7 protein-coding genes are annotated in these 6,389 nt (G+C 68.8%); 4 read left to right on the top strand and 3 right to left on the bottom strand.

All coding sequences use genetic code 11. From position 1 onward, the window contains the following. Positions 1 to 103: 103 nt before the first annotated feature. Positions 104 to 916: a maleylpyruvate isomerase family mycothiol-dependent enzyme gene (locus tag ACWD2L_RS40705; protein ID WP_351345761.1), complete on the bottom strand. Its 813-nt coding sequence runs from the start codon at positions 914 to 916 to the stop codon at positions 104 to 106. A gap of 57 nt (positions 917 to 973) precedes the next feature. Continuing rightward, on the bottom strand, positions 974 to 1,855 hold the full coding sequence (locus ACWD2L_RS40710; RefSeq protein WP_351345758.1) for an AraC family transcriptional regulator: 882 nt from the start codon (positions 1,853 to 1,855) through the stop codon (positions 974 to 976). 189 nt (positions 1,856 to 2,044) lie between these two features. On the opposite strand from ACWD2L_RS40710, the gene ACWD2L_RS40715 reads away from it, so the two are divergent. From ACWD2L_RS40715 to ACWD2L_RS40730, 4 genes are all read left to right on the top strand, one after another. Further along, positions 2,045 to 2,350 (top strand): hypothetical protein, encoded by a 306-nt coding sequence (locus tag ACWD2L_RS40715; RefSeq protein WP_351345755.1) that lies wholly within the window; start codon positions 2,045 to 2,047, stop codon positions 2,348 to 2,350. A 29-nt stretch (positions 2,351 to 2,379) separates the two neighbouring features. Next, the gene (locus ACWD2L_RS40720; protein ID WP_351345752.1) at positions 2,380 to 2,790 is read left to right on the top strand and encodes a MerR family transcriptional regulator; all 411 of its coding nucleotides are present in this window, start codon (positions 2,380 to 2,382) and stop codon (positions 2,788 to 2,790) included. 2 nt (positions 2,791 to 2,792) lie between these two features. Further along, entirely contained in the window at positions 2,793 to 3,107 is a 315-nt protein-coding gene (gene trxA, locus ACWD2L_RS40725) for a thioredoxin (RefSeq protein WP_351345749.1), read from the top strand. 165 nt (positions 3,108 to 3,272) lie between these two features. Beyond that, positions 3,273 to 5,531 carry a HelD family protein gene (locus ACWD2L_RS40730; protein ID WP_351345746.1) on the top strand — a complete coding sequence of 753 codons (2,259 nt, stop codon included), beginning with the start codon at positions 3,273 to 3,275 and terminating at the stop codon, positions 5,529 to 5,531. On the opposite strand, the gene ACWD2L_RS40735 is transcribed toward ACWD2L_RS40730, so the two are convergent. Further along, a partial coding sequence (locus tag ACWD2L_RS40735) for an alpha amylase C-terminal domain-containing protein (RefSeq protein WP_451193769.1) occupies positions 5,483 to 6,389 on the bottom strand: 907 nt, incomplete at its 5' end. The genes ACWD2L_RS40730 and ACWD2L_RS40735 overlap by 49 nt on opposite strands.

Raw genomic sequence — 6,389 nt, forward strand, 5'->3', positions numbered from 1 at the left:
CTGCAGGGGGGACCCTGTGGGAGAGTAGGACGCCGCCGAACTAATTTTAAAAGGAAAGCCCGGACCGGGATACGGTCCGGGCTTTTCTGCGTTTACAGCGTCTCTATTGCGTAGAAATCATGAGGCAGGCTCGCAATTCCTCGACTGCCTCCGGTGCCCCGGTGACCCGCACCTGTGAGGTCTCGTCGGCGCCCACGCGGTTCCACAGGTCGCGCAGCAGCGCCGCGGGTGTGCCGCTGAGGGTGACGTCCGCGGAGCTCGCGGCCGCGCCGTCCTCGACAGTGAAGGTGGGATCGGGGTCTGACCCGGTACGGATCCGCCACGTCGCGCCCCTGTCGGTCTCTGCCCGGACCTCGTACGTCCGGCCCGGCGACGCGGCCAGCGGTTCGCGGAAATAGGCGGACCACTCGGTGACCGCGTAAGCCGTGAACACCTTGAGGAGTTCGTCGATCCCGTCGATGGCGAGGTCGTCCGGGACGGGGGAGATCGGGCCGTCGGCGGCGAGTTCGGCGTCGATGCGGTGGATCACCGTCTCCTGCGCCATGCGGCGGATCCAGAAGCCGACGGTCTGGTCCGGGGAGTACCACGTTCCCGACGGACCCTCCGGGGCGTGTGTCTCGAAGGCCGTCCGCAGTTCGGTGTAGGCGCGGTCCAGGAGGGCGAACGGTTCCTCGTCGGACGTGCCCTTCGGTGGCCACTCCGGTTCGGTGCCGGGAGCGGCCGCCAGTACGGCCTGCGTCTTGTGTGCGTAGACCTGCCCGACGTGGTGCACCAGGTCGGTGACGGTCCAGTCCGGGCAGCTCGGGACCCGGGCCGTCGGGGCCGGCGTGGCGGCGGACCGGAGCTGCTCGAAGTCGGCGGCCAGGCAGTCGAGATACCGGGCGACGGACAAGGGGGTGCCTGCATCGTGGCTCATGGAGGCAACGTAGCGGCAGGCACTGACAATTGGCCGGGGACTTCCGGTCAGGTCAGGTCAGGAGGGCTCCCGCTCCACCGGCAGCCACAGTTCCGCGTCCGCCGTCGCGCCGTCCGGTGACAGCTGCGTCCGCAGGATTTCCGGGCCGGGGCGGGTGCGGTACGGGTTTGCGGGGAACCACTCCGCGTACACCGTCGCCCAGAGGGCCTGGATGGCCTCCGGCGCCGGGCCCGACGTGGTGAAGACGGCCCAGGTGCCGGCGGGCACGGGGAGTGTGGTGGTGTTGGCGGGAGCCGGGGCGTCCGGGCCGGCCACCACCCCGTGGTAGTAGTCGAGTTCGCTGCCCTCAGCGCGGCCGGGGTCCAGGTCGTCGCAGACGGCGACGATGCCCTCGGGATCCTCGGCGGAGTCCTTCGAGAGCTGCTGAAGGGCCGAGACGGTTTCCGGCGGGACGGAGCGGACGAAGTCGATGATCGCCTGGTTCGGGCCCGTGTACACCAGGGGGACCCGGGCCTTCGGGCCGACGACGCTGAACTCGGGGCGGTCCACTACGCGGTAACGCATGCTGCTGTTCCCTTCGACGGTGAGCCGGAAGGAGAGGCGGGGCTGGGAGACCAGTGCCGGTTTCGTGCGGCGGGCCTCGCCGGGGCCGACACCGTGCAGGGAGCGGAATGCCCGGGCGAACGACTCGCCCGAGCCGTACCCGTAGCGCACGGCGATGGTCAGGAGCGACTCCTGGCCGGCGAGGACCTCGGCGCCCGCCACCGTGAGCCGGCGACGGCGGACGTACTCCGACAGCGGCATGCCCGCGAGCGCCGAGAACATCCGGCGCAGGTGGTACTCGGACGTGGTGGCGATGCGCGCCAACTCGGCGATGTCCAGGGGCTCTTCGAGGCGCTGCTCGATGTGGTCCATGACCTGGTTGAGTCGGTCCAGCAACCTGGCCCCTCCTTCCGGTTCGTGCTGTTGACGTCTTGAACGCTAGGCGCGGTGCGTATCGGTGGACCCGACATCCTGTGCCCGATCAAGTCGGTCGCACCGATCATGGGAACTGAGTACGTGAGCTGAGTATGTGAGGTGAGTACCTGCACTCAGGTAGGGGAACTGTTGTCCGTCTTGGATGGAGGCATGATCTCCGAACTCGCCGCCGAGCCCGCCGCACCGTCCGCGTCGCGTCTTCGAGTCTGGGTTGCCCCGCTGGCGTCGAGTCTGGTCACGCTGCCGGGGGCGTTCCTCGCGTGGATGGGTGTCGGCAGGGACGCCGAACCCGTCTTCGGCTGGGGGCTGACCGTCGCGCTCCTCACGCTGGCCACCGCCTGGCTGTTGCCGTGGGAGGGACGGTTCGTGGCCCGTCGGCGGGGGTTCTCGGTGGTGGCGCCGTTCGCCGTCGCGGCCACGTATCTGCTGTACCTCGTACACGTCGACTGGCGTTGACGTCAGCGGCAAGGTCTAACGTCTTCGACATGCGCATCGGAGAGCTCGCCGCCCGCGCCGGTACGACGACGCGGGCGCTCAGGTACTACGAGTCGCGTGGGCTGCTGCCCGCGCGGCGCGGTGGCAACGGCTACCGGACGTACGACGAGGACGACCTGAAGGCGTTGCGGCAGATCCGCACGTTGCAGGACTTCGGCTTCGAGTTGGAGGAGACCCGGCCGTTCGTGGACTGCCTGCGGGCGGGGCATCCGGAGGGCGACTCGTGCCCGGCTTCGCTGGCCGTGTACCGGAGCAAGGTCGCCGAACTCGATGCGCTGATCGGCGAGTTGACCGCCGTACGTGAGACGGTCGGTGCGCAGTTGGCGCGCGCCGAGAGGGCCATGGAGACGCTGGCGGCGGAGGCCCATGAGCCGCGCTGTGAGCTGACGGACGAGGAGTGATCATGCGGGATGTGACCGACGCGGACTTCGAGGCGCGGGTGCTGCGGGCCGAGCGGCCCGTGCTCGTGGAGTTCACGGCTGAGTGGTGCGGTCCGTGCAAGCAGCTGGCGCCGGTGCTCAAGGCCGTCGCGGAGGAGGAGCGGGAGCGCCTCGACGTCGTGGCCATCGACGTCGACGTCAATCCGGAGACGGCCGTGAAGTACGGGGTGATGTCCATGCCCACACTGATGGTGTTCAAGAACGGCGAACCGGTGTGGTCGCGCGTGGGGGCCAGGCCGAAGCGGCGGCTTCTGGAGGAATTGGCCGAGACCGTCTGAGCAACGCCGGCGGTTGTCGACGACTGTCGACGGCTTTGGAATTCGGCCCCGCCCGGGGTATATTCAGTGTTTCTGTGTGCCCACAGAAAAGGCCCCACAATGGGGGCCAACGAAAACCACGGTACCGGGCAGGGAGTTGTTTTGTCAAGCCGGGACAGCCTGGAATTGCAGAAAGAGCAGGAATACATCGACGCGCTCTACAGGCGCGTCGATGAGCTGCGTGGCGTCGCCGCGGACTCCGTCCGGGATGCGATCACCCCGGTGGGGACCGGCCAGCAGGCCCTCCTCGAGAGGGACCTGCTGGTCGTCGAGCGATCGGGGCTGCTCGCCGCGTTGAATGCGGTGGAAGGCTCGCTCTGCTTCGGTCGAATTGACCTCAAGGGCGACGATGATCAAGAAGTCGGTGTGGCGCACCACATCGGCCGAATCGGAATTCGGGCGGACGACTCCGAGCGCACACCGATGCTGATCGACTGGCGGGCCCCCGTGGCCCGGCCTTTCTATCTCGCCACGGGTCATACGCCGATGGGTCTTCGCCGGCGCCGCCACCTCACGTTCGACGGCCGCACCGTCACCGAGCTGCACGACGAGATCCTCGACCTCGACGACTCGGAGCGCACCGGGTACGAGGACCCGACCGGCGACGCCGTGCTGCTCGCCGCCCTGAACTCGGCGCGCACCGGCCGCATGGGCGACATCGTGCAGACGATCCAGGCCGAGCAGGACCGCATCATCCGGCACCCGCACCCGGGAGTGCTCGTCGTCGAGGGCGGGCCCGGCACCGGAAAGACGGCCGTCGCGCTGCACCGCGCCGCGTTCCTCCTGTACGAGCAGCGGGAGCTGCTCGCCAAGCGGGCCGTGCTGATCGTCGGCCCGAACCCGGCGTTCCTGAAGTACATCGGCGAGGTGCTTCCGGGGCTCGGCGAGACCGGGGTGCTGCTGTCGACGGTGGGGGAGTTGTTCCCCGGTGTGCACGCCACGGCCAAGGACACGCCGCGCGCGGCCACCGTGAAGGGCTCGGCGGCGATGGCAGACAGCCTCGCGCTGGCCGTCGAGGACCAGCAGCGGCTGCCCGAGCCGGGTGCCCCGTTGGTGATCCCGCACGATGACGGTGATCTCGTACTTGACTGGGAGATCGCCTACGAGGCCCGGCAGGCGGCCCGGGACGCCAAGTTGCCGCACAACCTGGCCCGTCCGCACTTCGCCTTCCGGGTGATCGACGCGCTCACCGAACAGCTCAGCGAGCGGATCGGTGCCGACCCCTACGGCGGCCCGAACTTCCTCGGCCCCGACGACATCGCCCAGCTCGGCAAGGCCGTCGCGTCCAGCGCTGATGTGCATGCGGCCATCGAGGAGCTGTGGCCCCAGTTGACGCCGCAGGGGTTCCTCGCGGGGTATTTGGCTGAGCCCACGCACGTGTCGGGGGAGGACGCGGACGCGATTCGGCGTGTGTCTTCGAACCAAGGCGAGGGTTGCGGTGAGTGGACTGTTGGGGATGTGCCGCTGCTTGATGAGGCCGCTGAGCTGCTCGGGTACGACGACAGTGCCGAGCGGGCCGCGGCGGAGGCGGCGCGGCAGGAGCGGATCGCTTACGCGCAGGGTGTGCTCGATCTGTCCAAGGGCTCGGAGACGTACGAGTTCGAGGACGAGGACGAGTCTGAAGTGCTCGCCGCGCACGACGTCGTGGACGCGGACCGGGTCGCCGACTGGTACGAGGAGGAGGACCACCGCAGCGCCGCGGAGCGGGCCGCCGCCGACCGGACCTGGGCGTTCGGGCACATCATCGTCGACGAGGCGCAGGAGCTGAGCCAGATGGCGTGGCGGCTGCTCATGCGCAGGTCGCCGACGCGGTCGATGACGCTGGTCGGTGACCCCGCGCAGACCTCCGAGGAGGGCAGTGTCGGGGCGTGGGCGGACATCCTCGCGCCGTACGTCGAGGACCGCTTCGAGCACACGCGGCTCGGGGTCAACTACCGGACGCCGTCCGAAATCATGGACGTTGCGGCGGCCGTGCTGCGGGAGGCGCACCCGGGGTACGAGGCGCCGTCGTCGGTGCGGTCGAGTGGGGAGTGGCCGTGGGTTGTGCGGGCGGATGACGTTGTTGAGGTTGCGGCCAAGGAGGCGGTTGGGCGTGTGCCGGAGGAGGGGCGGTTGGCGGTGATTGCGCCGCGGGGGCTTCATGCCGGTTTGGCGGCGCGGTTGCCGGGGGTTGAGGCTGGGGGTGAGCCTGATCTCACGCGGCAGTTGGTGTTGCTTGATCCGCGGCAGGCCAAGGGCTTGGAGTTCGACCGGGTGATTGTGGTTGAGCCCGGGGAGTTCGGGGTGAGCGATTTGTATGTGGCGCTTACTCGGGCCACGCAGGAGCTTGGGGTTGTTCATGCGGGTGGGTTGCCGGGGGCGTTGGGGGCGGCTCTGCGGGGGTGAATTTCCCCCACCCCGCCCCTTCCCGAAACCGGGGGCTCCGCCCCCGGACCCCCGCTCCTCAAACGCCGGAGGGGCTGGAAATCGGCGGGGCTCGGCGTGAGCCAGAGGGTTGCCAGGGGTGGGAGCTTCAGGGTGAGGCTTGTGGGGTGGCCGTGGCCTGGGTCGGCGGATGGTTTGAGTGGGTCGCGGGTTGTTACGTCGCTGCCGCCGTAGCGTGCGTCGTCCGTGTTGAGGGTTTCGTGCCAGGTCGGTACGGAGTCGGGGACACCCAGGCGGTATTCGTGGCGGACCACCGGGGAGAAGTTCGAGACCGACAGGAGCGGGGTGCCGTCGGACGCGTGGCGGAGGAAGGCGAAGACGTTGTCCTCCGATGCGTCGCCGGCGATCCAGGAGAAGCCGGCCGGGTCGGTGTCCTGTTCCCAGAGGGCGGGGGACTCGCGGTACAGCGTGTTGAGGTCCCGTACGAGGTCGCGGACGCCGCGGTGGTCGGGCTCGGCGGCGTACGCGGGGTCGAGGAGCCACCAGTCGGGGCCGTGGGCTTCGGACCATTCGGCGCCTTGTGCGAATTCCTGGCCCATGAAGAGGAGTTGTTTGCCGGGGTGGGCCCACATAAAGGCGAGGTAGGCGCGGTGGTTGGCGCGTTGTTGCCACCAGTCGCCGGGCATTTTGGAGACGAGTGAGCGTTTGCCGTGGACGACTTCGTCGTGGGAGATGGGCAGGACGTAGTTCTCGCTGTAGGCGTACACCATGGAGAACGTCATCTCGTTGTGGTGGAACTTGCGGTGTACGGGTTCGTGGCTCATGTAGTCGAGGGAGTCGTGCATCCAGCCCATGTTCCATTTGAGGCCGAAGCCGAGG

The organism is Streptomyces sp. NPDC002754, from assembly GCF_053592315.1.

What these genes read in the sequence shown, in the direction of transcription:
- ACWD2L_RS40705 (WP_351345761.1), bottom strand. Translation starts at nt 916, where the DNA reads ATGAGCCACGATGCAGGCACCCCCTTGTCCGTCGCCCGGTATCTCGAC.
- ACWD2L_RS40715 (WP_351345755.1), top strand. Translation starts at nt 2,045, where the DNA reads ATGATCTCCGAACTCGCCGCCGAGCCCGCCGCACCGTCCGCGTCGCGT.
- ACWD2L_RS40720 (WP_351345752.1), top strand. Translation starts at nt 2,380, where the DNA reads ATGCGCATCGGAGAGCTCGCCGCCCGCGCCGGTACGACGACGCGGGCG.
- trxA (WP_351345749.1), top strand. Translation starts at nt 2,793, where the DNA reads ATGCGGGATGTGACCGACGCGGACTTCGAGGCGCGGGTGCTGCGGGCC.